At 59.7% G+C, this 26,840-nt stretch carries 25 protein-coding genes; 14 read left to right on the forward strand and 11 right to left on the reverse strand.

The window, feature by feature from the left end; all coding sequences use genetic code 11:
* Nucleotides 1–54: 54 nt before the first annotated feature.
* The gene (gene idi, locus RA27_RS19640) at nt 55–597 is read left to right on the forward strand and encodes an isopentenyl-diphosphate Delta-isomerase (RefSeq protein ID WP_039543012.1); all 543 of its coding nucleotides are present in this window, start codon (nt 55–57) and stop codon (nt 595–597) included.
* 44 nt (nt 598–641) lie between these two features.
* Nucleotides 642–1,124 (forward strand): SsrA-binding protein SmpB, encoded by a 483-nt coding sequence (smpB, locus tag RA27_RS19645; RefSeq protein ID WP_039543014.1) that lies wholly within the window; start codon nt 642–644, stop codon nt 1,122–1,124.
* Here smpB and glpK read toward each other — a convergent pair.
* From glpK to panB, 3 genes are all read right to left on the reverse strand, one after another.
* Complete coding sequence (gene glpK / locus RA27_RS19650; RefSeq protein WP_039543015.1) at nt 1,121–2,599, reverse strand: glycerol kinase GlpK; 1,479 nt, start codon at nt 2,597–2,599, stop codon at nt 1,121–1,123. The genes smpB and glpK overlap by 4 nt on opposite strands.
* A 70-nt stretch (nt 2,600–2,669) precedes the next feature.
* A complete protein-coding gene (gene panC / locus RA27_RS19655) occupies nt 2,670–3,521 on the reverse strand; it encodes a pantoate--beta-alanine ligase (RefSeq protein WP_039543016.1) in 852 nt (283 codons plus the stop codon).
* Nucleotides 3,518–4,357 carry a 3-methyl-2-oxobutanoate hydroxymethyltransferase gene (gene panB, locus RA27_RS19660; protein ID WP_039543017.1) on the reverse strand — a complete coding sequence of 280 codons (840 nt, stop codon included), beginning with the start codon at nt 4,355–4,357 and terminating at the stop codon, nt 3,518–3,520. Before panB ends, panC begins: the two co-directional genes overlap by 4 nt.
* A 171-nt stretch (nt 4,358–4,528) precedes the next feature.
* On the opposite strand from panB, the gene RA27_RS19665 reads away from it, so the two are divergent.
* Genes RA27_RS19665 through RA27_RS19690 form a run of 6 tightly spaced genes read left to right on the forward strand, consistent with a single transcriptional unit; the run spans nt 4,529 to nt 11,942 of the window.
* Complete coding sequence (locus tag RA27_RS19665; RefSeq protein WP_039543018.1) at nt 4,529–6,016, forward strand: ABC transporter substrate-binding protein; 1,488 nt, start codon at nt 4,529–4,531, stop codon at nt 6,014–6,016.
* Nucleotides 6,017–6,035: 19 nt separating this feature from the next.
* Complete coding sequence (locus tag RA27_RS19670) at nt 6,036–7,055, forward strand: hypothetical protein (RefSeq protein WP_039543019.1); 1,020 nt, start codon at nt 6,036–6,038, stop codon at nt 7,053–7,055.
* Nucleotides 7,056–7,095: 40 nt separating this feature from the next.
* Entirely contained in the window at nt 7,096–8,043 is a 948-nt protein-coding gene (locus tag RA27_RS19675) for an ABC transporter permease (protein WP_039543021.1), read from the forward strand.
* Entirely contained in the window at nt 8,040–8,855 is an 816-nt protein-coding gene (locus RA27_RS19680; protein ID WP_039543022.1) for an ABC transporter permease, read from the forward strand. Before RA27_RS19675 ends, RA27_RS19680 begins: the two co-directional genes overlap by 4 nt.
* Nucleotides 8,852–10,450, forward strand: a complete 1,599-nt coding sequence (locus tag RA27_RS19685) for a dipeptide ABC transporter ATP-binding protein (RefSeq protein WP_039543024.1) — start codon at nt 8,852–8,854, stop codon at nt 10,448–10,450. The genes RA27_RS19680 and RA27_RS19685 overlap by 4 nt, the downstream gene beginning before the upstream one ends.
* 40 nt (nt 10,451–10,490) lie before the next feature.
* Complete coding sequence (locus RA27_RS19690) at nt 10,491–11,942, forward strand: aldehyde dehydrogenase family protein (RefSeq protein WP_039543026.1); 1,452 nt, start codon at nt 10,491–10,493, stop codon at nt 11,940–11,942.
* Here the strand turns inward: RA27_RS19690 and pncB are convergent.
* Entirely contained in the window at nt 11,939–13,231 is a 1,293-nt protein-coding gene (pncB, locus tag RA27_RS19695; protein WP_039543027.1) for a nicotinate phosphoribosyltransferase, read from the reverse strand. The genes RA27_RS19690 and pncB overlap by 4 nt on opposite strands.
* Before the next feature lie 165 nt (nt 13,232–13,396).
* Here pncB and RA27_RS19700 point away from each other — a divergent pair, with 165 nt between their 5' ends.
* Nucleotides 13,397–13,927 (forward strand): hypothetical protein, encoded by a 531-nt coding sequence (locus RA27_RS19700; RefSeq protein WP_039543028.1) that lies wholly within the window; start codon nt 13,397–13,399, stop codon nt 13,925–13,927.
* Between the two features lie 3 nt (nt 13,928–13,930).
* Here the strand turns inward: RA27_RS19700 and pncA are convergent, their stop codons facing one another.
* Entirely contained in the window at nt 13,931–14,524 is a 594-nt protein-coding gene (pncA, locus tag RA27_RS19705) for a bifunctional nicotinamidase/pyrazinamidase (protein ID WP_039543030.1), read from the reverse strand.
* Nucleotides 14,525–14,620: 96 nt separating this feature from the next.
* Between pncA and RA27_RS19710 the strand changes: the two genes are divergently transcribed.
* On the forward strand, nt 14,621–15,526 hold the full coding sequence (locus RA27_RS19710; RefSeq protein WP_039543031.1) for a rhodanese-related sulfurtransferase: 906 nt from the start codon (nt 14,621–14,623) through the stop codon (nt 15,524–15,526).
* Between the two features lie 63 nt (nt 15,527–15,589).
* Nucleotides 15,590–16,090 (forward strand): potassium channel family protein, encoded by a 501-nt coding sequence (locus tag RA27_RS19715; protein WP_039543032.1) that lies wholly within the window; start codon nt 15,590–15,592, stop codon nt 16,088–16,090.
* Between the two features lie 6 nt (nt 16,091–16,096).
* On the opposite strand, the gene RA27_RS19720 is transcribed toward RA27_RS19715, so the two are convergent.
* Nucleotides 16,097–16,426, reverse strand: a complete 330-nt coding sequence (locus RA27_RS19720) for a hypothetical protein (RefSeq protein WP_039543033.1) — start codon at nt 16,424–16,426, stop codon at nt 16,097–16,099.
* Nucleotides 16,427–16,618: 192 nt separating this feature from the next.
* Between RA27_RS19720 and betB the strand changes: the two genes are divergently transcribed.
* The 3 genes from betB to RA27_RS19735 all read left to right on the forward strand — a co-directional run bounded on the left by betB (nt 16,619) and on the right by RA27_RS19735 (nt 21,987).
* Nucleotides 16,619–18,073 (forward strand): betaine-aldehyde dehydrogenase, encoded by a 1,455-nt coding sequence (gene betB, locus RA27_RS19725; RefSeq protein ID WP_039543034.1) that lies wholly within the window; start codon nt 16,619–16,621, stop codon nt 18,071–18,073.
* A 120-nt stretch (nt 18,074–18,193) separates the two neighbouring features.
* Entirely contained in the window at nt 18,194–20,638 is a 2,445-nt protein-coding gene (locus RA27_RS19730; protein ID WP_039543035.1) for an FAD-dependent oxidoreductase, read from the forward strand.
* On the forward strand, nt 20,635–21,987 hold the full coding sequence (locus RA27_RS19735; protein ID WP_039543036.1) for an MmgE/PrpD family protein: 1,353 nt from the start codon (nt 20,635–20,637) through the stop codon (nt 21,985–21,987). Before RA27_RS19730 ends, RA27_RS19735 begins: the two co-directional genes overlap by 4 nt.
* Nucleotides 21,988–22,109: 122 nt before the next feature.
* Here RA27_RS19735 and RA27_RS19740 read toward each other — a convergent pair whose 3' ends face one another.
* Genes RA27_RS19740 through RA27_RS19760 form a run of 5 tightly spaced genes read right to left on the reverse strand, consistent with a single transcriptional unit; the run spans nt 22,110 to nt 26,725 of the window.
* On the reverse strand, nt 22,110–24,254 hold the full coding sequence (locus RA27_RS19740; protein WP_039543038.1) for a hypothetical protein: 2,145 nt from the start codon (nt 24,252–24,254) through the stop codon (nt 22,110–22,112).
* Nucleotides 24,251–25,120, reverse strand: coding sequence for a flagellar motor stator protein MotA (gene motA / locus RA27_RS19745; RefSeq protein WP_039543039.1), 870 nt, complete (start codon nt 25,118–25,120; stop codon nt 24,251–24,253). The genes RA27_RS19740 and motA overlap by 4 nt, the downstream gene beginning before the upstream one ends.
* A 46-nt stretch (nt 25,121–25,166) precedes the next feature.
* The gene (locus tag RA27_RS19750; protein ID WP_052265399.1) at nt 25,167–25,763 is read right to left on the reverse strand and encodes a hypothetical protein; all 597 of its coding nucleotides are present in this window, start codon (nt 25,761–25,763) and stop codon (nt 25,167–25,169) included.
* Entirely contained in the window at nt 25,760–26,218 is a 459-nt protein-coding gene (locus tag RA27_RS19755) for a hypothetical protein (RefSeq protein WP_039543040.1), read from the reverse strand. Before RA27_RS19755 ends, RA27_RS19750 begins: the two co-directional genes overlap by 4 nt.
* A gap of 9 nt (nt 26,219–26,227) precedes the next feature.
* Nucleotides 26,228–26,725, reverse strand: coding sequence for a flagellar basal body-associated FliL family protein (locus RA27_RS19760; protein WP_039543234.1), 498 nt, complete (start codon nt 26,723–26,725; stop codon nt 26,228–26,230).
* Nucleotides 26,726–26,840: the final 115 nt, after the last annotated feature.

Consider the following 26,840-nt stretch of genomic DNA (forward strand, 5'->3'; position numbering starts at 1 on the left):
GGTGAAAAACCGGTAAGGCCACGCGCACCGGGGATCGCCAACAGGAGACGACAGATGGGAATCATGATCCCGGCCTGGGTTGAGGGCGAACTGACACCAGTCGATAAGCTGGAGGCGCATGAAAAGGGTCTCAAGCACAAGGCTGTGTCGGTCTTTGTCGTACGCGGGACCGAGATTTTGCTGCAGCGCAGGGCGATGGGCAAATATCACACGCCCGGTTTGTGGGCGAATACCTGTTGCACGCATCCCGACTGGGAGGAAAGCGCCTCGCATTGTGCCGTGCGCCGCCTGAGCGAGGAACTGGGCATCACCGGACTTTACCCCGAATATCGCCACAGGCTCGAGTATCACGCCGATGTCGGCAACGGTCTGGTTGAGAACGAAGTGGTCGATGTCTTTCTGGCCCATGTGCGCGGACCGCTGAAAATCGAGCCTAACCCGGACGAAGTCATGGATATTCGCTGGGTCGATTATCATGACCTGCTGGCAGAAGTTAAGCGGCACCCGGACCGTTTCACGCCGTGGCTCAAGATCTATCTGCACAACCACGCCGACACGATCTTTGGCCCTGACCTGATAATCTCGGCCAATTCGTAACCCCGCCTTGCAAGGCACGCGCAAGCGGCATACATCAACGCGTCATGGCCAAGCAGAAGCAGAACACTGACCCGAACTACAAAGTGATCGCCGAAAACCGGCGTGCGCGCTTCGATTATGCGATCGAGGACGATATCGAGTGCGGCATTGTTCTGGAAGGGTCCGAGGTCAAATCCCTGCGCGCGGGCGGCTCGAACATCGCCGAAAGCTATGCCTCCGTCGATGACGGAGAGCTTTGGCTGATCAACAGCTATATCGCGCCATACGAGCAGGCGAAGGTCTTCAAACACGAAGAACGCCGCCGCCGTAAGTTGCTGGTATCGCGCAAGGAGTTGTCAAACCTCTGGAATGCGACCCAGCGCAAGGGCATGACGCTGGTGCCACTGGTTTTGTACTTCAATCACAAAGGCCGGGCGAAGCTGAAGATCGGCATCGCCAAGGGTAAGAAGCTGCACGACAAGCGCGAAACGCAGGCCAAGCGCGACTGGTCACGCCAAAAGCAGCGCCTGATGAAAGACCACAGCTAGAACGCCATGGTCGCCTGAACGGCCCGCTGCCAGCGCGCATAGGCCGCATCTCGGTCCGCTTCGGCCTTCAGGGGCTCAAACCGGCGATCCAGGTCCCAGGTCTCGGCGAATCCTGCCTGATCCGGGTAGACACCTGCTTTCATGCCCGCCAGCCATGCGGCACCCAGTGCGGTGGTTTCCTGCATCACCGGGCGGTCGACGGGCGCGCCCAGAATGTCGGATAGCCCCTGCATGGCCCAGTCCGATGCGCTCATCCCGCCGTCGACGCGCAGGATCACATCGGCGTCGGCCCCCCAGTCACCCTGCATCGCGTGCCACAGATCACGGGTTTGAAATGCGATGCTTTCCAGAGTGGCCCGCGTGATCTCGGCACGGCCGGAGTTACGGGTCAGGCCAAACATGGCTCCCCGGCAGTCGGGTTTCCAATAGGGCGCCCCCAGCCCGGTGAAGGCGGGGACGAGAACAACATGCTGGTTTGGATCAGCCTGCGCGGCCAGCTCCCCGCTTTGCGGCGCGGCCTTGATGATCTGCAGCGCATCGCGCAACCATTGCACGGCAGCTCCCGCGATGAAGATCGAGCCCTCAAGCGCATAGGTTTTCTGGCCGTCCAACTGATAGGCGATCGTCGTCAGCAACCGGTTCTTCGACTCCACCGGCTGCGCACCGGTGTTGAGCAGCGCGAAACACCCCGTGCCATAGGTGGATTTCATCATGCCCGGCTGGAAACAAGCCTGCCCGATGGTGGCAGCCTGCTGATCCCCGGCCACGCCGAGAATTGGGACATCCCCACCAAGCAGCGCGGTTGAACCGAAATCTGCCGCGCAATCCCGCACGTCAGGCAGCAAGGCCAGCGGGATATCCAGCAAGTCGCAAATCTCGCTGCTCCATTCCCCTTTGTGAATGTCGAACAGTAATGTGCGGGCCGCGTTGGTGGCGTCCGTTGCGTGCACACGGCCTTGGGTCAGCCGCCAGATCAGGAAGGTGTCGATGGTGCCGAACAACAACTCTCCCGCCGCGGCGCGGTCGCGTGCGCCGGGGACGGTATCCAGCAGCCATTTGACCTTGGTGCCCGAGAAATACGGGTCCAGCAACAATCCCGTCTGGGCCGTGACGTCATCCTCGCACCCCGCTTTGCGAAGACGCTCACAGATTTCAGCGGTGCGTCGGTCCTGCCAGACGATCGCGTTGTGAATCGGAGTGCCGGTGGCGCGGTCCCAGATGACGGTGGTTTCGCGCTGATTGGTGATCCCGATTCCGGCGATCTGTGCAGCGGATACGCCTGCCGTTTGCATCACTTCACGGCAGACCGTCAGAACACTGTCCCAAATCTCTTCGGGATCATGCTCGACCCAGCCTTCCTGCGGGAAATGCTGCGTAAACTCGCGCTGTGCCGTACCGACACGCTGCATTTGCGCGTCAAACAGGATCGCGCGAGACGATGTCGTGCCCTGATCGATTGCCAGAATATAGGTCATGCCTGCGCCCCTCCCGCTTTGGTTTTGCGGGACTTTAGCGCAAACACTGCCGGACGTGCCAGAGGGGAAATCAGACCTGTGAAACCGGCAGATTGTCGATCAGCCGCACGCCTTCGACCAAGGCTGCCGCAAACAGCCGCGCCGGGCGATCGGCACGGGACAGCGGTTCCAGCGTTTCGGCGCAGCGCAATTGCAGATACTCGACTTCGCTGAAACCGGCGGCCAGAAGATCGGCCTGCGCCTGCGGTCGTAAGACGTCAAATTCTTCGCCATTCTCCAGTGCCTGAACCAGAGTGCGCATGATACGGTGTTTTTTCGCTGCTATGGCCAGACCTGCCTGCGACAGTCGCTGATTGCGCGAGGACATCGCGAGGCCCGAGGGCTCGCGCACTGTAGGGCAGCCGATCACCTCGATCGGGATATCCAGATCGCGGGCCATCCGACGCACGATCATGAGCTGCTGATAGTCTTTTTCCCCGAAATAGGCTCGATCCGCTTGCGTCTGCAGGAACAGCTTGGCGACCACAGTTGCCACACCGTCAAAATGACCGGGGCGGAATTCACCCTCCATCGTGTCTGTCAGGCCCGATACCGAGACGGTGGTGGCGAAGCCTTCAGGGTAGATCTCGTCTGGGTCGGGCACGTAAATCGCGTCGACGTTGTAAGGCGCGAGCTTTTCCGCGTCTTCCTGTTCCGTGCGCGGATAGTTGGCGAGGTCTTCGGGGTTGTTGAACTGCATGGGGTTCACGAAAATCGTTACGATCACCCGGTCGCAACCCGTCTTTGCGGCTTCTGCAAGGGACAGATGCCCCTCATGCAGCGCGCCCATTGTAGGGACAACGCCGATCACTTCGCCCTTTTTGCGCCATTCACGGGTCAGAGCACGCAAATCCGCCAGCCGTCGCAGAATAGGCGCTGTCATGTCTTGAGTCCTTTGGCGGGTGCTGCATCAGCAAAGACATGTTCGTCCGCCGGAAAACTGCGTGCGCGCACTTCGGCGGCGTATTCCGCAATGGCGGCCTCGGCCAACGGGCCAAGATCAGCATAGCGTTTGACGAATTTCGGTTTGAAAGCTGTGAAGAAGCCCAACATGTCGTCCACCACCAGAATTTGCCCGTCACACCCGGCCGAGGCACCGATGCCGATTGTGGGGATCGCGATCTCGGAGGTTATCCGGTTGGCCAGACCTTGCGGAACCTTTTCTAACACGACCGAAAACGCGCCTGCCTCGGCGACGGCATGGGCGTCGGCCAAGACGGCCTCGGCCTGTTCGTCACGGCCCTGAACCTTGTAGCCCCCCAGCGTGTTGATCGATTGTGGCGTCAGGCCGATATGCGCCATCACCGGAATACCGCGTTTCACCAGAAAACGGATGGTCTCGGCCATCTCGATGCCGCCTTCCAGCTTTACCGCGCCTGCGCCGGTTTCGGCCATCAGGCGGGCCGCGTTGCGAAAGGCTTGTGCAGGGTCGTGCTCGTAACTGCCAAAGGGCATGTCGATCACCATCATGGCCTTGTCCAGACCACGGGCCACGGCCTGGCCGTGCAGGACCATCATCTCCATCGTCACCCCGAGGGTCGAGGTCAGCCCGTGCAGCACCATACCGACGCTGTCGCCGACCAGAACGAAATCACAATGGGCATCCATTAGCCGGGCCATCGGCGTTGTGTACGCGGTAAGGCTGACTAGAGGTTCGCCGCCTTTCTGGCTGCGGATATCCTCGGCGTTCGGGGCTTTCTTGCGGGCGGTGGCGCTCATGATCGCTCCTCGCAGGGTTCATGTTGCAGCGCGGCATAGCAGATGCGGCAGGGACTAAGGAACCCCGGTTGCGCGAACAATCCCTTGATTGACCTCGGGTTTGCGGGGACATTGGTCGCAGATCGGCCCGAAAAACGCAGGGTCAGCCATTTTCAGTGGGGAGAGATTTTCATGACAAAGCAGCGCTTTCGCTCGTTCGCGTCGGCCCTGGCTCTGGGCGCCAGCCTGTTTGCCACGCAGACCTTGGCCAAATCGGACATCACCATCGCCATGCAGCTTGAGCCACCGCATCTGGACCCGACCAGCGCTGCCGCGCAGGCTATCGATTCGGTTGTCTACACCAATATCTTCGAAGGTCTGACCCGGTTCATGGGCGATGGCTCGGTGGTGCCAGGGCTGGCCGAAAGCTGGGAAATCTCGGATGACGGCACCGTCTACACCTTCAAATTGCGCGACGGTGTAACCTTTCACGATGGCACCACGATGGATGCCGAGGACGTCAAGTTCACCCTTGACCGCGCCACGGCGGAAGACAGCGCCAATGCGCAGAAAGCTCTGTTTTCAGGTATTGAAACTGTCGAGGTTGTGGACCCTCTGACCGTTCGGGTGACGTTGAAAGAGCCAAACGGCAATTTCCTTTTCAACCTCGCGTGGGGTGATGCGGTGATCGTGGCGCCCGAAAGCATCGAGAACATCAAGACCAATCCGGTGGGCACCGGCGCCTTTACTTTTGGGGACTGGGTGCAGGGTGACAGCATTACCCTGAACCGCAACCCTGACTATTGGGGCGATCAGCCCGCATTAGAGACTGCAACGTTCAAATTCATCTCGGACCCGACTGCCGCCTTTGCCGCGATGATGGCCGAGGATGTGGATGTGTTCGACAATTTCCCCGCGCCCGAGAACCTGCCGCAATTCGAGGCCGATCCGCGCTTTCAGGTCCTTGTCGGCTCGACCGAAGGGGAAACAATCCTGTCGACCAACAACAAGCAGGAGCCTTTCGATGATATCTTAGTCCGGCAGGCGCTGGCCCATGCCATCGACCGGCAAGCCATCATTGACGGCGCGATGTTCGGGTATGGCACGCCCATCGGCACGCATTTCGCACCACACAACCCGGCCTATGTCGATCTGACCGGAAATTCGGTCTATGACCCGAATAAAGCCAAGGCCCTTCTGGCCGAGGCGGGGTATCCCGACGGATTCGAGACGACGCTACACCTGCCACCGCCATCCTATGCCCGCCGCGGGGGTGAGATCATCGCCGCTCAGCTGGCCGAGGTTGGCATCACCGCCGAGATCATCAATGTGGAATGGGCGCAGTGGTTGGAAAGCGTGTTCAAGGGTAAAGACTTTGGCCTGACCATCGTCAGCCATACCGAGCCGATGGATATCGGCATCTATGCCCGGCCCGACTATTATTTCCAATATGACAGCACCGACTTTCAGGCGTTGATGGACACGCTGAATTCCACCACGGACCCCGAGGAACGCGACCGACTGCTGGGTGAGGCGCAGAATCTGATTTCGAACGATTACGTCAACGGATATCTGTTCCAGCTAGCAAAGCTCGGGGTGGCGAAGGCTGGCGTACAGGGCCTGTGGGAAAACGCGCCCACTGCGGCGATTGACCTGACCGGGATCAGTTGGGACGAGTAGGACGAAAGGAGGTCCGCGCATGATCAGGCCATTCCTCGCCGCGTTTTTGCTTGCGGCGCAGGTTGCAGTCACGCCCATCGCCCGGGCCGATACTCCGTTCGAGCAGGCCGTGGCCTTGTGGCTGCAGGGGGACGATACGCAGTCTCTGCCGATGCTGGCGGAGCTTGCGGCCGAAGGTAACGTCGAGGCGCGTTTGCTGCTGGCTCGGATCGAAACATCTGACTTGGGCCCGTCACCTTTTCGCCAATCGCTCGATCCCGCGCAATCGCGTGAGCTATTCCGCCAGAAGGACTGGTCGGCCTTCGGGCAATCGTGGTTGACGGTCGAGGCCCGCGCTGGCAACGAACTGGCTCAGGCGCTGCTGAACGCAAAGCGCCCGGAGCCGGACCCGGATCTGATCATGCGGCTCAATGCGTTTGGTGAGCATCAGGCAACCGATTACCCCACGCGCATCATCGCCCTATACGGGGATGCGGACATGCGGCGGAAACTGCTGTCCGATGATCGGCTTATGCGGGACCTGAAACCGTATCTGACCTATCTGTCCAACACCCCTGAGCCACGTGGGGACGGGGTGGCCGCGCTGCGCCATATTCAACCTGATGCGGTCGAGGCAAGTTCGGAACAGGCATTGGGCATGGCGGGCCTTCTGGCGCTTGGGCTGGGCTATGGTGACACGTCCCCGGACAACCCCTGGCGACCGGCGGTTGAAAACTGGCTGATGACGTCGGCATCGACCCGGCCCATCGCGCAGCTTTGTACCGAGCGATGCACCGATGACGCGCCAACCTGTGCCTTTGCGCTATTGGCCCTGACCGGCGGGTATTTCGAAGTAATCCGCACCGACAGTCCGCTTGAAACGGTCATCCCGCAAGCGGAGTTTCTGGACAGCCCGCGCGCCCGGCTGATGGTGCTGCGCCGTGCCGCGCTGGCGCGCACCGAAACCAATCTGGAATGGCTGTCCGAGACCGAGCCAGCCGCCGCGCTTTCAGCCTGTGCGATCAACCTGATCCGGGAAGAGCGCCAAGCTTACAAGTAGGTGCTGGACCCGCGCAATCCGCGCACTTAACCTGTTACCAATGCTACGTTATGCCCTCAAACGCCTGCTCTCGCTGGTCCTGAGTCTGGCTGTCGCTTCGGTCGTCATCTTTGCGGTGATCGAGGTCGCGCCCGGTGACCCGGCGTCGTTCATGTTGGGTGTGAATGCGCAGGCCGATACGCTGGCTGCGCTGCGGGCCGAATTGGGTCTCGATGTCTCGAAGATCGAGCGGTATTTCAACTGGGTCGGCGGGATGCTGGCGGGGGATTTCGGCACGTCCTACACCTATCGCACGCCGGTATCGCAGATGATTGCGGATCGGTTGTGGGTATCGCTGCCGTTGGCCATATATGCGCTGACGCTGTCCACATTGATTGCTTTCCCGGCCGGCCTTTATGCCGCTGCGCGGCGCGGCAAGCCGGGAGACGTTGCTGTGATGGGGGCGACGCAGTTGGGAATTGCGGTGCCGAATTTCTGGTTCGCGATGATGCTGGTCCTTGTCTTCGCCATCAATCTGCGTTGGTTCAACGCCGGAGGGTTCGCGGGCTGGGAAAACGGGCTCTGGACGGGTCTGCAATCGCTGACCCTGCCAGCCATTGCGCTGGCCCTGCCGCAGGGGGCGATCCTTGCGCGGGTCATGCGATCGGCGCTGTTGGACATTCTGGCCGAGGATTTCATGCGCACGGCACGCGCCAAGGGCCTGTCGCGTCGGCAAGCGCTGTGGCGGCACGGGGTGCGGAATGCGCTGATCCCGGTGCTGACGATCATCGGGCTGCAGTTTTCGTTCCTGCTGGCGGGTTCGATCATCATCGAACAGGTTTTCTATCTGCCAGGCCTCGGGCGGCTGGTGTTTCAGGCGATCTCGGCACGTGACCTGATCGTGGTGGAATCGGTCGTCATGCTACTGGTCTTCGCCGTCATCATGGTGAACTTTCTGGTTGATCTGGCCTATGCCGCCGTCGATCCAAGACTGAGGAGCAGGACATGAGTCGCAACCTGATCCTTGGTGCGGCGCTGTCGTCAATGGTGGTTCTGGCCGCGCTGGTGTCGTTTGTTTGGACGCCACATGACCACGCCGCGCTGGATATCCCGGCCAAGCTGCAACCGCCAAACGTGCAGCACTGGTTCGGCACGGATCATTTCGGACGCGACATGTTCTCGATGATCATGGTCGGTGCGCGCACCTCGATTGCTGTGGCGCTGGTGGCCGTCGGGATCGGCATGGCGCTGGGCGTTCCCCTGGGCCTGACTGCTGCGGCGCGCAAAGGATCGTGGCTGGACGAGGTTATCATGCGCGGCAACGATCTGGTCTTTGCCTTCCCGTCGCTGGTCATCGCCATCCTGATCACCGCCGTCTTTGGCGCAGGCGCAATTAACGCAATCATCGCCATCGGGATATTCAACATCCCGGTCTTCGCGCGCATCACTCGCGGTGCGGCCCTGTCACTGTGGGAGCGTGAATTCATCCTGGCGGCCCGCGTGTCGGGCAAGGGGGCTGCACGGATATCGGCCGAACATATCCTGCCCAACGTTGCCAATCTGCTGATTGTTCAGGGAACCATCCAGTTCTCACTGGGCATTCTGGCCGAGGCGGGGCTGTCCTATGTCGGACTCGGCGCGCAACCGCCCACGCCAAGCTGGGGCAGAATGCTGGCTGATGCGCAGACAATGGTCAGTTTTGCCCCGCATTTGGCTCTGATTCCGGGCTTTGCGATCATCGTGACGGTGCTGGGCCTGAACCTGCTGGGTGACGGCTTGCGCGACTGGCTGGACCCTCGGATCAGGGTGGCCCGCGTATGAGCTTACTTCAGATCAAGGACCTTTCGCTGACCATTCACGGTGCGCAAATCCTGAAACGGATCAACCTGTCGATTGATGCAGGCCAGATCGTGGCCGTCACGGGCGAGAGTGGTTCAGGCAAATCCATGACCGCCCTTGCCGTAATGCAGCTTCTACCCAGCGGGGCCGAAGCGGATGGGTCGCTGCAGCTGGATGGTCAGAACCTGCTGAACCAATCTGAGGCTCAGATGTGCGCCCTGCGCGGCGCTGCAATCGGGATGGTTTTCCAAGAGCCGATGACCGCCCTGAACCCGGTGAAAACCATCGGCGATCAGGTGATGGAGACCATTCTGATCCACAAGGCGATGCCACCCGCTAGGGCGCGCGCGCGGGCCAAAGAGGTTCTCTCCCGTGTGGGATTGCCGACTCACCGATTTCCGATGTCACGTTATCCGCACGAGCTGTCGGGTGGCCAGCGCCAACGGGTGGTGATTGCCATGGCGATTGCGTTGCGCCCCCGACTGCTGATCGCGGATGAGCCTACAACGGCGCTGGACGTGACGACGCAGGCGCAAATCCTCGACCTGCTCAAGGGGCTGGTGTCGGAATACGGCATGGGGCTGCTGATGATCACTCATGATCTGGCAGTGGTCGCCGATATGGCGGATCAGATCGTGATCATGCGACATGGGGAAGTGGTTGAAACCGGCACAACTGAACATCTGCTTCACCATATGCAGCACCCCTATACGCGCATGTTGTTCGAGGCCTCGGGGCATCAGGTTTCCCTGCCCCTATCTCCGAACCCGTATCCGTTGCTGGAAGTCGAAGATGTGGTTCGGGACTACCGCCTGCCCCGAACGCACCTGTTTGGCGCACCCGGTCATCATCGGGCGGTCGATCAGGTCAGCTTTACCCTGAATCGCGGAGAGCGTTTGGGGCTGGTCGGAGAGTCGGGTTGTGGAAAATCGACCCTAACACGAGCTATTTTAGGGTTGGAAGACGTTCAGCACGGCCGGATTTCCCTCGGAGGGCAACCTGTTTTCACAGGTCACACACCCAATCTGGCAGTGCGCCGCAAGATGCAGGTGGTGTTTCAGGACCCCTACGGCAGCTTCAATCCCCGCCATCGCGTCGCCCGCCTGATCACCGAGCCGTTTCACCTGCTGGATACCCCGCCAACCGGCTCCGAACGGCGTGATCGCATCGCCGAGATGCTCGTTGCAGTCGGTCTCAGCCCGAATGACGCAAGCAGGTACATTCACGAATTTTCGGGCGGGCAGAGGCAGCGGATCGCCATTGCCCGCGCGCTGATCATCCGGCCTGAACTGATCTTGTTTGATGAGGCGATCTCGGCGCTGGATGTCTCGGTCCGTGCCCGAATCCTTGATCTGCTGGCCGAACTTTGCGCGACATACGATCTGACCTATCTGTTCATAAGCCACGACCTGAGCGTCGTCCGTACGATAACCGACCGCGTGCTGGTGATGCAGGCCGGTAGAATAGTCGAGCAGGGCGCAACTGAGCAGGTCTTTGCCCAGCCTCGGCACCCCTACACACGAACGCTCATCGATGCAGCGCCTCGTCTGCCAGAGATGGGGCAGGGGGCTGCATGATCCAAATGTCCATACTTAGAGCCTATTTTAGGAGTTTTTGATGTCCGATCCCCTCTGGTTCGATCCCGCTCTGTGCCTGATTGGTGGCGAATGGAAGGGGCCTGCGTCAGGGCAGACCTTGACGCTGGTCAATCCGTCAGATGGCTCTGAACTCTGCCAAATCGCTCGAGGCAGCGAACGCGATATCGACACCGCTGTGCTGGCCGCCCGTTCCGCGCGCGACGGCGCGTGGGGTTGCATGACCGCGCTGGAACGGGGCCGTATTCTTGCCCGGCTGGGGCACCTGGTTCTAGAGCGGGTGGATGATCTGGCACAGCTTGAGGCGACGGATGTCGGCAAGCCGTTGTCCCAGGCACGGGCGGATGCGGTCGCCTTGGCGCGATACTGCGAATTCTACGGCGGCGCGGCGGATAAGGTGATGGGGGAAACTATCCCCTATCTGGATGGGTATACGGTTTACACTCTGCGCGAACCGCATGGTGTAACCGGCCATATCGTGCCGTGGAACTATCCGATGCAGATCATTGGTCGTTCGGTCGGGGCAGCGCTGGCGATGGGCAATGCCTGCGTGCTGAAACCTGCGGAAGAGGCGTGCCTGACAGCCCTGGCCTTCGCCCATCTGGCGCATGAAGCTGGTCTGCCACCCGGAGCGCTGAACGTGGTGCCCGGTTTGGGGGGCGAGGCGGGTGCGGCACTGTCGGCGCATCCGGGTGTCGATCATATCTCCTTCACCGGGTCGGTCGCGACGGGGGCGTTGGTGCAGCAGGCGGCGGGTCGAAACGTGGTCCCGGTGACGCTGGAATTGGGCGGCAAATCCCCGCAGCTGGTCTTTGACGATGCCGATCTGGATGCGGCGCTGCCGTTTCTGGTGAATGCGGGCATACAGAATGCGGGTCAGACCTGCTCGGCCTCGTCTCGCATTCTGGTTCAGCAGGGCGTTTATGAGCAGGTCAAATCCCGCATGGCCGAGGCTTACGGTCAACTCACCGTGGGGCCTGCGATGAACGATCTGCGCGTCGGGCCGCTGATCTCGGAGCGGCAGAAACAGATCGTCAACGGTTTTCTGGAGAAGGGAGCCGATCTGGCCATTGCCGGTCAAGGACGAATTGTAGATGACGCCCCCGTCTCCGGGGCTTATGTTCAGCCGACACTCTTCGCGGATGTTGGTTCCGATCATGTGCTTGCGCAGGATGAAATATTTGGCCCTGTTCAGGTTCTGATCCCGTTTGAAACTGAAGAACAGGCTCTAACCATAGCCAATTCCACCGAATATGGCCTTGTCGCCAGCGTCTGGACGCGGGACGGAGCCCGCCAGATGCGCCTGGCCAAGGGGCTGCAGTCGGGGCAAGTCTTCATCAACAATTACGGCGCAGGCGGCGGTGTCGAGTTGCCTTTCGGCGGCGTCGGCAAATCCGGTCATGGCCGCGAAAAGGGGTTCGAGGCGCTGTATGGCTTCTCACAGCTGAAAACTGTGGCGGCCTATCACGGCTAGACGATGACTTCGATCGCCTCCTGCGCGCCAACGCCGAAAACCCGCTTGTACCGCTCAATCTGATTCGCTGGTCCCATTGCCTTTTCCGGGTTGTCCGAGAGCTTGACTGTCGGGCGACCGTTGGCCGAGACCGCCTTGCAAACCAGCGAGAATGGGGCGAGCGCGTCATTCGGTACAAGTTCGCGGAAGTCATTGGTCAGCAGCGTGCCCCAGCCGAAGGACACATTGGTCTGGCCTGCGAACTGAGTGTGCAACTCGCGGATTTTATCCACGTCCAATCCGTCGGAGAAAATGATCCTTTTCCGGGTTGGGTCCTCGCCACGCGATTTCCACCAGTTTATCGCGATCTCAGCCCCGGTTGCCGGGTCGCCGCTGTCAACACGGATGCCGGTCCAGCCCGCCAGCCAGTCGGGTGCACGATCCAGAAATCCTTTGGTACCATAGGTGTCAGGCAGAATGATGCGCAGATTGCCGTCATGTTCCTCATGCCAGTCGCTGAGGACGTCGTATGGCGCCTGCGCCAGCGCGGCGTCATCTGTGGCCAGTGCAGAATAGACCATAGGGAGTTCGTGCGCGTTGGTGCCGATAGCCTCGACCTCGCGCCGCATGGCGATCAGGCAGTTCGAGGTGCCGGTGAAGGAGGACCCCAAGCCTTCGATCATCGCCTGCACGCACCAGTCCTGCCACAGGAAGGAATGTCGCCGCCGCGTGCCGAAATCCGCGATCCCCAACCCGTCGATGGTGCGGAGTTGGGCGATCTTCTCCCAGACGCGGGTCATCGCGCGGGCATAAAGTACCTGCAGCTCGAACCGGCGCATGTCGTTCAGAACGGCGCGTGATCGCAATTCCATCAGAACGGCCAGTGCCGGTATTTCCCAAAGCATGACCTCGTGCCACTTACCTTCGAAGGTCAGTTCGTACTGATCGCCTTTGCGTTCAAGGTGATATGGGGGCAGGCGCAGGTTTTCGAACCACTCCATGAAATCCGGACGGAACATCTGACGTTTGCCGTAGAATGTATTGCCCCTCAGCCAGGTGCTTTCCCCGCGGCTGAGGCTGAGCGAACGGATGTGATCCAACTGCTCGCGTAGCTCGCCTTCATCGATCAAACGGGCCAAAGGCACGTGATTCGAGCGGTTGATCAACGAAAATACAACGTCGGTTTGGGGCTTATTTCGAAACACTGACTGGCACATCAGCAGTTTGTAGAAATCTGTATCGATCAATGACCGGATAATTGGGTCAATCTTCCATTTGTGATTGTAGACCCGCGTCGCGATATCGACCATGGGGACCTCCTGCGATTTCCGTTGTTAGATCAATCGGAGCGCGGAATGGCAAGAGTCGCGGAATTGGTAACAATGCCCACGACAGAACACATTGCGGGCTTATTGTGGGTGCCCTTCACGGTTTAGTGAGGGGGTGGGGATGGTAATAAAGGTTGAATTTGGTGAATGAGTCTCGCGTACGACTTTGACATTGTAGCGATTGCTCCGGATGAGGTTGACCCGGAGCATGGGCATACGGCGGTAACAGGGCGACCCCCGGTACGGGCGCAGTTTCGCGACATCAAGACTGCGGACGCCTTGCGCGCGGCATCACCCAAGATTCGCAGGATATTTTTGGAATCCGGCTTCAGTCTGGATACGGTGGGCGACCATCAATCAGGCGGGTTTTACCAGCCAGAGGATACAGAGGATCGAAACCTGATCCTGAAGAGGCTGTTTGCCAATATTCGGAACATGGGTGTTCAGGGCGAATATAGCGGTGAATTCGATTTCCATCACTTTCTGGCGCATGTGAGGTCGGCAAAACCCGGCAATGTCGCGCACGCCGCGCCGGTGCGGCCTTCGCGACCACCTAGCCCCGGGGCGGCGCGCCCCGAGCGCCGCACCATAGCCGGGCGCATAGGTTTTGCATTGGGGTTGGCTGTGATCCTGTTTGTGTTTCTGAAGCTGCTGGCCCAGCACGGCGCAGCGCTTTGAACATCAACCCAGAGTCACCCCTGCTTCGCGCATGGCCTGTTCTGCAGCGGTCAGTGATCCGTCCATGTCGATGGCACGGCACAGTTGGGTTTTGACCGTGACATCAAACCCCAGCCGCGCCGCATCCACGGCCGAGTAATGGACGCAGAAATCTGTCGCCAGCCCGACCATCGTCAGTCGCGTGATCCCGCGCGTCTCAAGATACCCCTTCAGGCCGGTGGGAGTGGAATGATCGTTCTCGAAAAACGCCGAGTAGCTGTCGATGGAACTGCGAAATCCCTTTCGGATGATCAGATCGCCATCGGTACGCAAATCTGGATGGAAGGCCGCGCCTTTACTGCCCTGCACGCAGTGATCGGGCCACAAGACCTGCGGGCCATAGGGCATCTCGATCATCTCGAACGGTGACCTTCCGGCGTGTGAGCTTGCGAATGACGAATGGCCCGCCGGGTGCCAGTCCTGAGTCAGGATCACCGCGTCGAAATTATCCATCATTGCGTTGATCGGGGCGACGATCTCATCCCCGCCTGCGACAGCGAGCGTGCCGCCCGGGCAGAAATCGTTCTGAACATCGATAACGAGCAGGGCGTTGGACATGATGGCCTCCTTAAGTTGCGTTATCGGTATGGCGCGCGGCGGGGATCGTCAATGCTGTCTCTTGTGTGTTTTTGCCGGGGGCATTAGATCGCGCACATGTACACAATCGCTGCCCTCTACCATTTCACGCGTTTTCCCGACCCCGATGCGTTGCGCCCTGCCTTGCAGGAGCTTTGCCGCGCGCAATCGGTGAAAGGCACCCTGCTGCTGGCGCAGGAGGGAATCAATGGCACCATAGCCGGGCCCCGTACCGGGATCGACGCTGTCCTGGCGCATATCCGCGCGCTGCCGGGTTGCGCCGATCTGGAATGGAAAGAGGCGACCTCGGACCACCCGCCCTTCGGCAAGATGAAGGTGCGGCTGAAGAAAGAAATCGTCACTATGGGTCAGCCTGATGTCGACCCGCGCGCCAGTGTTGGAAACTACGTCGAGCCGGAGGACTGGAACGAGCTGATCCGCTCGGATGATGTGGTCGTAATCGATACGCGCAATGACTACGAAGTTGAGATCGGTACGTTCGAGGGCGCAATCGACCCTAATACAGCCAGTTTCCGCGATTTCCCTGCCTGGTGGCAGGAAAACAAGGACCGCTTCCACAACAAGCGCGTCGCGATGTTCTGCACCGGTGGTATCCGCTGTGAGAAATCCACCAACTACCTGCTGGGGCAGGGGGTCGAGGATGTCTATCACCTCAAGGGAGGCATCCTGCGCTATCTGGAAGAGATGCCGCCGGAAGACAGCGCCTGGCAGGGCGAATGCTTCGTATTCGACAATCGCGTCTCGGTCGGTCACGGATTGGTCGAGGGGCCCCATAAGCTTTGCCACGGTTGCCGCCGTCCGATCCTGCCCGAAGATGTGAAACGCCCTGAATACGAACACGGCGTCTCCTGTCATCGGTGCATTGATGAGACCTCCGAACAGGACAAGGCACGGTTCCGTGAACGGCAAAAGCAGATCCATCTGTCCCGCGCACGGGGTCAGGAACATCTGGGGTCTGACTGAAATCAGCTTGCAGGTCGCGTCGGAAACCGGATGATGCGATCAGACCAGCCTGACGGAGCGTAAATGACTCACGAACCCAGAACCCTGGACGAATGGAAATCCACCTTGCTGGCGGCGTTGGGGCTGGTTCTGGCCAGCTTTCTCGCGTGGTATGGCCTGTCGCGCCTGGATGAGACCACTGCGGGCGATACCATCGGTACCGTTGCATCCGTCGGCCTGGTGGTCTGGATGGTGTCGCAGTCGTACTACTATATGACTCAGGTGAAATCCCCGCGCAGAATGCTGTTTCTGATGGGGGTGTCTTTTATTCAGGTCGTGCCCTTCCTGTTTGCCGCCGTTTATGGGGCCTTCGGGTATGAGGATCGCTGCGTCGTCGGTGCGAAAGGGCCGGGGGATATCCTGTATTTCTCGTATGTCACATTCACGACGGTCGGATACGGGGATATGTCCCCGACCGGTCTCTGTCGCGGGTTGGCGGTGGCCGAGGCTGTGACAGGCTATATCCTGCTGGGCATGTTTGTTGCCGCCGCCGTGGCGCTTTATGCGCGCAACCACGGCAAATAGACCGGCTTATTTGTTCTGGTCGATCCACCGCGACATCATCTGCTTGTCTCGGAAACACTCGGACGGGATCGGACGGCGCTTGCTGCGCGAGATACGCTCGGCAAAAGCCACCTGCTTACCCGTCGGGTAATTGGCGAAAGGTGACGGATCATGCGGTTTATGCGCTGAAATCCAGTCCGATAACGATCTGCGGTCATTTTGCGCCTCGACCGGAATCTCCAGCGCGGACTGTTGCGCGATGGCGCGGGCATAGCGCATCTGCCGATCCGTTACAGGCAGCAGGTGATAATCGTTTGACGGGCCGCTCGGGGCGGAACTTCGCATGTTCTGGGCCATCGGGTGATCCTCTGACTGTGTAGAACATAAATAGAACATTAACCTTTCATTTCAAGTGAAGGCGCCCCGGATTCGGCGATAACCCGCCAATTCACGGTTTTATTGACTGAGCAATCAATAAAATATAAGCCGGTCCGAAACGCTCCCTATCTCTTTGCTAAAAAGGGATATCCGATCAGAAAAGGAACCGGCATGAAGTTTCAGCCAAAGGCCAGCCATTTCATCAATGGCGAATATGTCGAAGACACCAGCGGCGCACCGATCGATGTTATCTATCCTGCCACGGGCGAGGTCATTGCGCGGCTGCATTCCGCCACGCCTGAAATCGTGGAACAGGCTCTAAATAGCGCAAAAGCGGCCCAGTCGGCCTGGGCCGCGATGTCAGGAACCGAACGTGGCCGGGTGTTACGCCGTGCCGCCGACATAATGCGGGATCGCAATCGTGATCTTTCGATCATCGAAACACATGACACTGGTAAACCCCTGCAGGAAACGCTGGTGGCCGATGCAACCAGCGGTGCGGACGCGCTGGAGTATTTCGGCGGTTTGGCGGCCTCGTTGACCGGCGAGCATATCCCACTGGCTGGCGGTGACTTTGTCTACACAATCCGCGAGGCGCTGGGCGTCTGCGTGGGCATCGGTGCATGGAACTATCCGACCCAGATTGCGTGTTGGAAGGGCGCCCCGGCGCTGGCTTGCGGCAACACGATGGTGTTCAAACCGTCCGAGACCACGCCTCTGTCGGCCTTGCAGGTGGCAGAGATTCTGATTGAAGCGGGTGCGCCCAAAGGCATCTATAACGTCATTCAGGGCTACGGGGACGTGGGCGCTAGCCTGGTGACCGATCCGCGTGTGGCCAAAGTCTCGCTGACCGGATCGGTTCCGACGGGGCGCAAGGTCTATGCGGCGGCGGCGGATGGCATGAAACATGTCACCATGGAGTTGGGCGGCAAATCCCCGATGATCGTGTTCGACGATGCGGATATCGAAAATGCCGTGTCAGGCGCGATTCTGGGCAACTTCTATTCCTCGGGGCAGGTCTGTTCCAACGGTACCCGCGTATTTGTGCAAAAGGGCATCAAGGATGCGTTCCTTGCGCGCCTGTCCGAACGCCTTGCCACCGCGAAAATCGGCGATCCGATGGATGAAGAGGTCAACTTTGGCCCGATGGTCAGCGAAAACCAGATGAATATCGCCCTTGGCTATATCGAAAAAGGGAAGGCCGAGGGTGCGCGGCTGGTGTATGGCGGTGAACGGGTTGAAGGCGATGGGTTCTACATGCAGCCGACGGTCTTTGCCGACGTCACCGACGAGATGACAATCGCGCGGGAAGAGATTTTTGGCCCTGTCATGTCGGTACTGGATTTCGAGACCGAAGAAGAGGTCCTGGCCCGTGCGAACGAGACCGAGTTCGGTCTGGCCGCAGGTGTCTTTACCAACGACCTGACCCGCGCCCACCGCATCGTGGCCGGGTTCGAGGCGGGCACGTGTTATATCAACACCTACAACCTCGCCCCGGTTGAAGCTCCGTTCGGCGGGTCCAAGATGTCGGGTGTGGGGCGCGAGAACTCGAAACTGGCGATCAACCACTTCAGCGAGATGAAGACGGTTTACGTTTCGATGAACGATGTTGAAGCGCCCTACTGAGTAAAACCGGCCATTCAAGCTCTGTTCCCGACATTTCGCGTCGGGAACAGAGCATAACCTGCCCCCTACCTGTGGCTGACTTTCCTGAAAGCGCTTCGCCCGCAAACAGGAGATCAGCCAATGAAAACCCACGCGCAGGCCGTTGTGATCGGAGGAGGGTTGGTCGGCTGCTCGATCCTCTACCATCTGGCTAAACTCGGTTGGACAGATGTTGTCCTGCTGGAACGGGATGAGCTGACTTCGGGCTCGACCTGGCATGCGGCGGCCAATATCCACGGGCTGCACGACAACAACAACATCACTCGCATCCAGCATTATACAATGAACCTGTATAAGGAGCTGGAGAACGAGACCGGCCAAGGCTGCGGTGTTTTCCAGTCCGGGTCACTGTATCTGGCGCAAACCGAAGACCGCGAACATCAGTTGCGCTTGCAAGAGGCAAAGGCGCAGTTCTACGGGTTGAACTTTTATGAGATTAGCCGCGAACAGGCGAAAGAGCTGCATCCTCTGGCGCAGTTTGACGATATTCGCTGCATCATGTTCGAACCTGATGGTGGCAATGTCGATCCTTCCGGTGTGACCCACGCCTATGCAGCCGGGGCACGCGCGCTTGGCGCTACGATCCAGCGGTTTTGCCCTGTAATAGGGACTGAACAACAGCACGATGGGTCATGGATCGTACGCACCAAAAAGGGCGATATTCATACGCAATGGGTCGTCAATGCAGGTGGCCTTTGGGGGCGTGAGGTCGCCGCGATGGCCGGGCTCGAACTGCCGCTGCAGCCAACCGAACACCAGTATTTTGTCACCGAGTCGATTGATGAAGTCGCCTCACTTGGCCGCCGTCTGCCCTCGATTGCCGACCGCGACGGAGAATACTACTTTCGGCAGGAAGGCAACGGATTGCTGATTGGCGCTTATGAGAAGGACATGCGGTTCTGGGCCGAAAACGGCACCCCGCTGGATTTCGCCCACGACCTTTTCCCCGATGATCTGGACCGGATCATGGAAAACGTCATCCGTGCCACCGAACGGGTGCCCGTCGCGGCAACTGCGGGCGTCAAACGGGTGATAAACGGGCCGATGATCTGGTCTCCGGACTCCAACGCGATCTGGGGCCCAGTGCCCGAGCTTCGGAATTATTTCTGCTGCACCGGCATCATCCCCGGTTTCTCGCAATCTGGCGGGCTGGGCCTGCTTTCCGCGCAATGGATGATCGAAGGTGAACCGCAATACGACATGTTTGCATGGGACCTGGCCCGGTTTGGGGACTGGGCAGACAAGGCCTTTACCAAGGCTCGGGTCGAGGATGTCTACACCCATCGTTTCGCAATCCACTTCCCGAATGAAGAGCGCAGCGCCGGTCGGCCCGCCCGCGTGCGCCCGGCCTATCAGATGCAAAAGGACATGGGCTGTGTTTTCGGTCTGAACTGCGGCTGGGAGCATCCGCTCTGGTTCGCAGACCGGCCCGGCACGGTGGAAACCAATGGTTTCACCCGCCAGAACTGGTGGCAGCCCGTGGGTCGTGAGGTGCAGATGCTGCGGGACCACGTGGGCGTCATCGATATCTCGAACTTTGCCAACTACGTCATCAAAGGCCCCGGTGCACATAACTGGTTGGACCGCCTTGTCGCCAATCGTGTGCCGACCGAGGTCGGGCGCTCCTGCCTGACCCCCTTGATTTCAGTCCGTGGCGGTGTTGCCGGCGATTTCACCATCACCAAGGTTGCTGAGGACGAATATATGATGATTGGCTCGGGCATGGCCGAGCGCTATCATCAGCGGTTCTTCAACATGGTGGAAATGCCTGAAGGCACCACGTTTGAGGTCGCGACCAACCGTATCGCGGGTTTCAACGTTGCCGGTCCCAACGCGCGGGATTTGCTGCAGCGCCTGACCAATGCCGACCTGTCAAACGATGGTTTTCGTTTCATGCGCTCGCGTATGATCGAGGTTGCAGGTGTGACCTGCCTGGCCATTCGTGTCAGTTTCACCGGAGATCTGGGGTGGGAGTTGCACTGTGCCGAAACCGATCAGATCAGACTCTATTCGGCGCTTCTGGAGGCTGCGAAAGAGTTGAACGGCGGCCCGGTCGGCGGCCGGGCGCTGGGGTCGCTGCGCATCGAAAAGGGCTATGGCTCGTGGGGGCGTGAGTATTCGCAGGAATACTGGCCGCAGGAAGTCGGGCTGGACCGGCTTGTCAAACTGGACAAGGATTTCCTGCATAAAGAGGCATATCTGGCTGTCAAAGACAGGCCAGCGCGCGAAGTGCTTTCGATCTTCGAAGTCGAAGCCGCCGAGGCTGACGCCAGCGGAGGTGAGCCGATCTTTACACCGGATGGCAAACCTGTGGGGCGCGTAACGTCGGGGGCGTACGGGTATTCGGTTGGCAAATCTCTGGCGATTGGCTTTGCCGACCCCGGTGTCGCAGGACCGGGCGACATGGTCGAGGTTTATATTCTGGGCCGGCCCCACACGGCACGTATCCTGTCAGCACCACCTTTTGACCCCGAAGGTTCTCGCCTGCGGGGGACAAAGCCGGTCACGGCAGAGCCTGCACTATGACCAATACCCTTGATCAGGTCACAGAGTTTACCCTGAACCGCTCCGCCGAAGACATACCGGCGTCCGCCCGCGAAGCTGCAGCCCTACTTTTGCTGGATACGATCGGTGTTCTGATCGCAGCAGGGCCGATGGAGGCAGGAGTGATCGCCCGCGACACTGCCGCCCTGATGTTTGCCAGTTCAGATCCCGCATTTAGTGCACGGATGCTGTTTGACGGGCGTCGCGCCAGCCTTGCGGGGGCGGCCTATGCAACCGCGACCCAGACCGATAATCTGGACGCTCATGACGGCTTCAACCCGGTCAAAGGGCATATCGGAGTCGCCGTGGTTCCCGCTCTGGCCGCATTGGCCGAGCAACGCCCTGATCTGAGCGGGCCCGATGCGCTGGCGGCCATGATTGTCGGATATGAGATCGCGGGCAGGGCAGGTCTCGCCTTACACGCAACTGTAAGTGATTATCACACATCTGGTGCGTGGAATGCCTTGGGCGTGGCTGCGATGGCGGCTCGAATGCGCGGCTATTCATCTGAGCAGCTTCGACAAGCGCTCGGTATTGCCGAGTTTCACGGCCCCCGCAGCCAGATGATGCGCGAGATCGCGACCCCTACCATGCTGCATGACGGCTCTGGTTGGGGCGCCTTGGTGGGGCTGTCCGCTGCCATCCTGGCCGAGCGCGGTTTTACCGGTGCCCCTGCCATCACCATCGAAGCTGACGAGGTCGAGGCGCATTGGGCTGATCTCGGCAGCGTTTGGCAGGTCGAACAGCAGTACATCAAGCCTTATCCGATTTGCCGCTGGGCCCATGCCGCGATCGATGGCGTTCGGTTGCTGATGCATCAGCATAGCCTGTCGCATCAGCAAATTAAATCTATTCGCATCAACAGCTTCCATGAGGCGGCCTGCTTGTTCTCTGACCGTCCCCAGACCACCTCTCAGGCGCAATACTCCTTGCCTTTCGCCGCTGCCGCTCAGGCGGTCCACGGTCGCATCGGGGTCGAGCATATTTCCGGCGCGGGCTTGGCTGATCCTGAGGTGGCAAAGGTGATGTCCCGGATCGAGGTCGCAGAAAGCCCGCGCCATTCGGCCAGATTCCCACAGGGGAGATGGGCAGATGTCGTGATTGAGACGACGGACGGAGCGGCTTATGAATCGGGGGACCTGAATGCGCGCGGAGGTCCGGAATCGCCGCTGAGCCAGCCGGAGATCATCGACAAGTTCACCGGATTTGCAGCGCCTGTCTTAGGGGCGGCACGGGCCGACAATATCCGCGCTGCCATACTGGAGCTGCCCCAATCGGGATCAGTTTTTTCCAGGCTATCCGGCCTTTTATACGATCCATCCGCAGGATAATGTTGAGGGCCGATAACTCCGAGCTCTACGTTTTTTCTTTATTAGAGTCTGTTTTCAGAACGCCATCGGGCTGCCCTTTTGAGTTGGTGGAACAGCGTCGATTTGAACGCGGCGCGCATCGATCAATTCAATTCGCCCGTCCGCACGATCTTAAGCATGTCAGCGATCTGTTCTCGCGCGACCGCACTTTGCTGCAACAGCACCGATGCGTCTGCCAGCGGCTTTTCCGGTTGCCGTTCAATCGGCCTGGCCAGAGAGACTCTGATCCGGTTCAGATCGGCGAAGACGTTCGATGCTTCCTCATCAACATCGTCGGAACCGGCCAGCCAAGAATAACGGTCAGCCGCCTCGGTTTCACCAATCTCGCGCAACGTGCGCGCGGTGGCTTCGAAATCCTGCGTCTGCATCATGGCCTGCGCGCGTAACTCCTGAGCGGCGTCAGACGAGTCCTCGGCGATTTCCAGCAACGCCTGATGAGGACGGCTGTCCAAAAGATCCACACGCGCCCGAAGCCGCGCACGGTCATGGCTACGCCCGCGATCCTGAGGTCGATCTGCGAGCGCATAGGCCTGTGCTGAAAACCCCAGATCAGCCAATCGTTCAGCGATGGGTACAGCAGCTTCAACCGCCAGTGCATCTCGCGTTCCGTCTTTGAGCGGCAAAGTATGGCGCAAGAAAGTTATATCATCCGCCCGCTCTGCGAGCAGTTGCAACACCTGATCGCGTGTCCGCCGCCAATCATCCGAGCCTAAGGTGCCCTCGATACCCTTCAACGCGCCATCGAAATCCTGCGACAAAGCCATAGCCAGAACGTGCGTACGCGCCATCATTGGGCCAATTTCGGATTTTCGAAACTCACGCGCATAGCCTGCCGCCAGGTCGAGGTCGCGGGGTGAGACCGTGCCGTGGTCCGACCAGCGTTTCTCGACCAGCCGCGCCAGCGCCAGCGGTGCCTCGGCCGCGGCATCGGGGGTAGTGATGACTTCGGTCAATAGCGACTCGGCAACATCGGCCTTCCCCTCTGCGTCCGCTATCGTGGCTTTGGCAAGGGTCACATCGGCGGGCTCGACCTTCTGGACCCGTTCAACGGCGCGCAATATGCGGCGTGACGCCTCCAGCCGGCCCGCCGAGATAAGCATTTCAGCCAGAGTCGGGCCAAGCTGCTCTCTAAGGTGTCGGGGAAGCTGGCCAAAGGTGCGTTCGACCGCATTAAGATGAGCATCTGGTTGCAGTGCACCCTCGGTCAACAATGCCCAGAGCGCGGCGGCGCCGTCACATCTTTGCTGCCCCTCGAACGGGTTCGGTATCGGTGCAGACAGGCCATCCATGGCGAAGGCAATAGCTGTCAACCTGCTCTGCTCTGCCGAGGACCCGGACATCAGAGTCAGTGCCTGACGTGCTTCGGCCCCGAACCCGAAATAGGTATAGAGCTTTGCCAGCTTCAGCGCGTGCGTCTGGTCCACGCGGTCAAATTCCTGATACAGCCCAACTCGCAGGCTCGCCACCTGATCGGAAAATGACGAATTGGCCGCCCATGTTCCGAATGCCATTTCGCTGTCCGTGATGCACTCGGGCTTGGTGTCAATCGGTGGGATTGCGAGATTGGTCAGCCCCTGAACGTCGTCCAAAACCGAAGATACTCGCAGGTTCGGCGCCAGTTCCCCCACCGGATTCAACGGACCGAAACCGGCAGACTGCCTGCGCCCAATGCCTGCGAGTTCGAGATCGACGACCTCTCGGTCAGCGCTTTGCAAGATGCGCGATATCAACCGGTCTTCGAAATTCCGATGGCTGAGATGCAGCAGGGGCAGTGCCAGTTCGGTGGCTGGGGCTTCTACTGATAAAGGGTCAGCCGCCGCGGCAATCGTGGGAAGCGACTGTATCGGCGCCTCCGTGTCCTCATTGGGTATAAACGTGCCCGGAGCGATATCTACAACCACCATGGTTTGACGAAACAGAAATGCCGTGGCCACACATTCGCACCAGAACGTCATCTCCAGCGCCGCACCGGGTGCGGGTTGTCTTAACGATTTTAGCCGTTTGCCGGAGAGGCGTTCGAAAACGGCGGCGGTGTCGAATGTGGCGTTGTCTATCGCGATATTCAGACGCGCGCCGTTCTGGTACTGATCCAGAACCCAACCGGTGCCAGGGGGAACCTCTATCACGAGGCGCGTATACCCATCATGTTCCCCGGATCGAACGCGCAATGCTTGTGCCGACGCGTTTGTCCCAATGAAAATCAAGATCAGAATCAATACCCGGATCATGCGGCAGCCTGCTTGAGTTCCTTCAGAGCATCTTCGAGCTCGGAGAAGCCGGGACGGTTGTGCGTCGGCGTGTTTTGCCGGCCAACCTCGATACACATGGCCGCATTGTGGTTGTGCAGGTTCGCCACCAGAACCTCTTTGATCAGTTGATAGAAATGGTTGTCCTCTTCAACAACCGCCTTCAGCTTGCCGGCGAAGGGCCCGACAAGCCCGTAGGCCAGGAATACGCCCAGAAATGTGCCGACCAGCGCACCGCCGATCAGCTTGCCCAGCACTTCGGGCGGCTGGTCGATCGAACCCATGGTTTTGATCACGCCCAGCACCGCCGCCACGATCCCCAGGGCGGGCAAACCGTCGGCCACGGTTTGCAGCGCATGGCTGGAGTGCATGGCATGGTGAAAATTTGCATCCATCCGCTTTTCCAGAACCTCTTCGACCTGGTGCGGATCGTCATAGTTCATCGCCGCCGAGCGCATGGTGTCGCAGATCAGCTCTACCGCCTCCTGATCGGCTTGGATTTTGGGATAGGCTGAAAAAAGTGACGAGTTCTCAGGCTCTTCAATATGCTGCTCGACCTCCACCGGGTTGGCACGCGCGATGCGGATCAATGAAAACAGCAGGCACAGCAGGTCGCGGTAGTCCTCTGGCTTCCATTTTGGGCCCTTGAACACCTTGGCCATATCCTTAGCGGTATGTTTGACACCACCCATGTCATTGCTGATCAGAAAGGCACCGATGGCAGCTCCGCCGATCATCATCATCTCGAAGGGCAGTGATTTCATGATGATGGCCATTTTGCCACCAGCGGCCAGGTAGCCACCGAACACCATGACAAAGATGACGGCAATTCCGATGAGTCCGATCATGAAACATCTCCGGCAATTGGGGTACAAAGGTGGGTGTACATTGGGCTTACTCCTGCGGGGCGTTTGCGTTGCGCCCCGCCATGACGACGCTGATCGTATAGGCAACTTCAGGGCTGAGACCGGCCATTACATTTGCGGCGGCATCGGGCGGCATCCGGGACAGGAAGCCAGCTGCGAATACCGGGTCCATCGTCTCGAACAGAGCGGCCGCATCCTTTGGCTTCATGCTTTCGTAGACATCCGTTAGTTGGGTCAGGTCGTTTTCGGCGGCGCTTTCGGCGATTGCCACCGTATCGCGCAGGGTTTCTTCGGCCTCCTGCAGCATGGCCAGCCGCGAATCGATGGCCTGACCGGCGATGTCCAGCGCCCGTTCCCGATCCACAATCGTGTTTTCCCGCCGGTTCAACTCGTCTTCACGGCGCAGCAATTCGGTCAGCAAAAGCTGCAGGTCCGCCGCGTCGGCGGCAGTCTTGCCCCGTGCATCGGCCGGAGCAGCCATGGCGGGTTCGGCCCCGCGGGCCAGCGCCGGCCCGGCTTCGAGCCCGACGCGAATGATGGCGGAACCGATCATCAACAGCGAGATGACGGTCAGCACACCTCCGCGTGCGCGGCGGTCCGGCACCTTGGCCCCCTTGCGGGTCATTGCGCCGCCCCGCCAGATGTTGCTGCGTGCCGAAAGAACATCAGGCCCTCGGGTTTCTTTGCGGGTTTTTCGGGCGCGGTTTCTGGCGCCTCGACAGGCGGTTCGGCCACATCCTCATCCGGCGCATCCTGCGGCGGGTCGTCCGGCATATCGGGATCTGCGGACTCTTCCGGTACGACATCGTGCATCGAGGCCATCATCAGCTCCAGCCGCTGCGCGACGGTTTCCGCCCGCTCGGTCAATGCCTGCAGCGCGTTTCCCGAGTCGTCCGAAGCCTCGCGCGCAGCATCGAGCGATTTTCGCAACTCCTCCGCCTGTGCGGAAAGGACGGACACAGCGCCGCCCACGCCTTTTTCAAGATCCGTAAATCGCCTCAGACGTCGCGCAAGAACGAAACAGTACAGCCCCGCCCCAAGCGCGCCCGCAACCAGCAGAATATCGGCAATCAGCTCCACCTTCGCCTCCTAATTCAATACAAATTCCATCACCAGAACGTCGCGCACACGGCCTTCGCCCACGACGATTCCGATTCGTCTCAGCAGATGTCCGCGGATGCGCATCAGAGCCAGAGAATCTTCGAGATCGGTCAGTTCGATCGCGCGCAGGTAGCTGTTCAGAACATCCATGATTCGCGGCTGCATCTTTTCGACCTCGGCGCCGTAGCCTGCATTCACCTCAAGCTGCGCGTGGAACTTCAGATGCCGCGAATCGCCCGCGTTGACCGAGACAATCACCGGCGGAAGATCGACAAACGTAACATCGGCCAATGCCTTCACAGGTGCCTCTTTGTCTTTCTTTTCAGTGTCCGCAGCGATCTCGGCAGCTCCGATCGGCAACAGGCCGGATGCGGTTATGAAATAGCCGCCAACCCCACCTGCGATGGCTAGAATCAGCCCGACAACCAGGCCCTTTTTTCCTGATTTCTTAGGGGGTTCTGCCTCATCCGCGGTTGCGTCGGTCATGCCGTCCTCATTGATCTGTTCGGCAACCGTCATAACCCCTCAGGGACTAACCGATTGTTAAGGGCAATCGTCCAAACAAGGGCTGAGCCGAACAGAATGTCGGTGAGTCGGAGGT

Source organism: Ruegeria sp. ANG-R, from assembly GCF_000813985.1.
GTDB lineage: Bacteria > Pseudomonadota > Alphaproteobacteria > Rhodobacterales > Rhodobacteraceae > Ruegeria.

What these genes read in the sequence shown, in the direction of transcription:
- RA27_RS19710 (WP_039543031.1), top strand. Translation starts at nt 14,621, where the DNA reads ATGTACACAATCGCTGCCCTCTACCATTTCACGCGTTTTCCCGACCCC.
- panB (WP_039543017.1), bottom strand. Translation starts at nt 4,357, where the DNA reads ATGAGCGCCACCGCCCGCAAGAAAGCCCCGAACGCCGAGGATATCCGC.
- RA27_RS19715 (WP_039543032.1), top strand. Translation starts at nt 15,590, where the DNA reads ATGACTCACGAACCCAGAACCCTGGACGAATGGAAATCCACCTTGCTG.
- RA27_RS19700 (WP_039543028.1), top strand. Translation starts at nt 13,397, where the DNA reads ATGAGTCTCGCGTACGACTTTGACATTGTAGCGATTGCTCCGGATGAG.
- betB (WP_039543034.1), top strand. Translation starts at nt 16,619, where the DNA reads ATGAAGTTTCAGCCAAAGGCCAGCCATTTCATCAATGGCGAATATGTC.
- RA27_RS19685 (WP_039543024.1), top strand. Translation starts at nt 8,852, where the DNA reads ATGAGCTTACTTCAGATCAAGGACCTTTCGCTGACCATTCACGGTGCG.
- RA27_RS19760 (WP_039543234.1), bottom strand. Translation starts at nt 26,725, where the DNA reads ATGACCGACGCAACCGCGGATGAGGCAGAACCCCCTAAGAAATCAGGA.
- glpK (WP_039543015.1), bottom strand. Translation starts at nt 2,599, where the DNA reads ATGACCTATATTCTGGCAATCGATCAGGGCACGACATCGTCTCGCGCG.
- RA27_RS19740 (WP_039543038.1), bottom strand. Translation starts at nt 24,254, where the DNA reads ATGATCCGGGTATTGATTCTGATCTTGATTTTCATTGGGACAAACGCG.
- pncA (WP_039543030.1), bottom strand. Translation starts at nt 14,524, where the DNA reads ATGTCCAACGCCCTGCTCGTTATCGATGTTCAGAACGATTTCTGCCCG.
- RA27_RS19680 (WP_039543022.1), top strand. Translation starts at nt 8,040, where the DNA reads ATGAGTCGCAACCTGATCCTTGGTGCGGCGCTGTCGTCAATGGTGGTT.
- RA27_RS19735 (WP_039543036.1), top strand. Translation starts at nt 20,635, where the DNA reads ATGACCAATACCCTTGATCAGGTCACAGAGTTTACCCTGAACCGCTCC.
- RA27_RS19730 (WP_039543035.1), top strand. Translation starts at nt 18,194, where the DNA reads ATGAAAACCCACGCGCAGGCCGTTGTGATCGGAGGAGGGTTGGTCGGC.
- RA27_RS19670 (WP_039543019.1), top strand. Translation starts at nt 6,036, where the DNA reads ATGATCAGGCCATTCCTCGCCGCGTTTTTGCTTGCGGCGCAGGTTGCA.
- RA27_RS19675 (WP_039543021.1), top strand. Translation starts at nt 7,096, where the DNA reads ATGCTACGTTATGCCCTCAAACGCCTGCTCTCGCTGGTCCTGAGTCTG.
- idi (WP_039543012.1), top strand. Translation starts at nt 55, where the DNA reads ATGGGAATCATGATCCCGGCCTGGGTTGAGGGCGAACTGACACCAGTC.
- smpB (WP_039543014.1), top strand. Translation starts at nt 642, where the DNA reads ATGGCCAAGCAGAAGCAGAACACTGACCCGAACTACAAAGTGATCGCC.
- RA27_RS19720 (WP_039543033.1), bottom strand. Translation starts at nt 16,426, where the DNA reads ATGGCCCAGAACATGCGAAGTTCCGCCCCGAGCGGCCCGTCAAACGAT.
- RA27_RS19690 (WP_039543026.1), top strand. Translation starts at nt 10,491, where the DNA reads ATGTCCGATCCCCTCTGGTTCGATCCCGCTCTGTGCCTGATTGGTGGC.
- motA (WP_039543039.1), bottom strand. Translation starts at nt 25,120, where the DNA reads ATGATCGGACTCATCGGAATTGCCGTCATCTTTGTCATGGTGTTCGGT.
- pncB (WP_039543027.1), bottom strand. Translation starts at nt 13,231, where the DNA reads ATGGTCGATATCGCGACGCGGGTCTACAATCACAAATGGAAGATTGAC.
- RA27_RS19750 (WP_052265399.1), bottom strand. Translation starts at nt 25,763, where the DNA reads ATGACCCGCAAGGGGGCCAAGGTGCCGGACCGCCGCGCACGCGGAGGT.
- panC (WP_039543016.1), bottom strand. Translation starts at nt 3,521, where the DNA reads ATGACAGCGCCTATTCTGCGACGGCTGGCGGATTTGCGTGCTCTGACC.
- RA27_RS19665 (WP_039543018.1), top strand. Translation starts at nt 4,529, where the DNA reads ATGACAAAGCAGCGCTTTCGCTCGTTCGCGTCGGCCCTGGCTCTGGGC.